Origin of the sequence: Microbacterium sp. AISO3 (genome assembly GCF_002204305.1) — a bacterium.
Lineage (GTDB): Bacteria > Actinomycetota > Actinomycetes > Actinomycetales > Microbacteriaceae > Microbacterium > Microbacterium arborescens.
Genome location: NZ_NHRF01000064.1, coordinates 1 through 460, shown reverse-complemented (window position 1 = coordinate 460; position 460 = coordinate 1). Strand labels below are relative to the sequence as shown.

Genomic DNA, 460 nt, shown 5'->3' with positions numbered 1-460 from the left:
GTATTTCCTTCAAGCTTTGCCACACCACGGTATTTCCCCGATACCTTGTGTGCAAATTGCATCAGATAGTTGATAGCCTTTTGTTTGTCGTTCTGGCTGAGTTCGTGCTTACCGCAGAATGCAGCCATACCGAATCCGGCTTGTGATTGCGCCATCCCCATAGCAGCCATCACATCAGTACCGGAAAGAGAGTCAGAAGCCGTGGCCCGTGGTGAGTCGCTCATCATCGGGCTTTTTGGCGAATGAAATTTAGCTACGCTTTCGAGTCTCATGCGCCTTCTCCCTGTACCTGAATCAATGTTAGGTTTCCGCAGAACACTGCGCCGGTATCGATATACATTTGGTTGGCAAACTTGAGTGGTTTCACTGCTGGCGTATGACCAAAGATGAACGTGTCCGCGCCTTTGATTTCTTTCACGATCCCGTTTTGTGAGTTGCTGATTCGTTCGCGGTTCCAGAT

The 460-nt window shown here is 49.3% G+C and carries 1 protein-coding gene and 1 pseudogene; both read right to left on the bottom strand.

Annotated elements, in window-relative coordinates:
- A partial coding sequence (locus tag CBF90_RS16345; protein WP_141097204.1) for an antitermination protein occupies positions 1-272 on the bottom strand: 272 nt, incomplete at its 3' end.
- Positions 269-460, bottom strand: a pseudogene (locus CBF90_RS18655) (serine/threonine protein phosphatase); the annotation flags it as partial. The pseudogene CBF90_RS18655 and the gene CBF90_RS16345, both read right to left, overlap by 4 nt.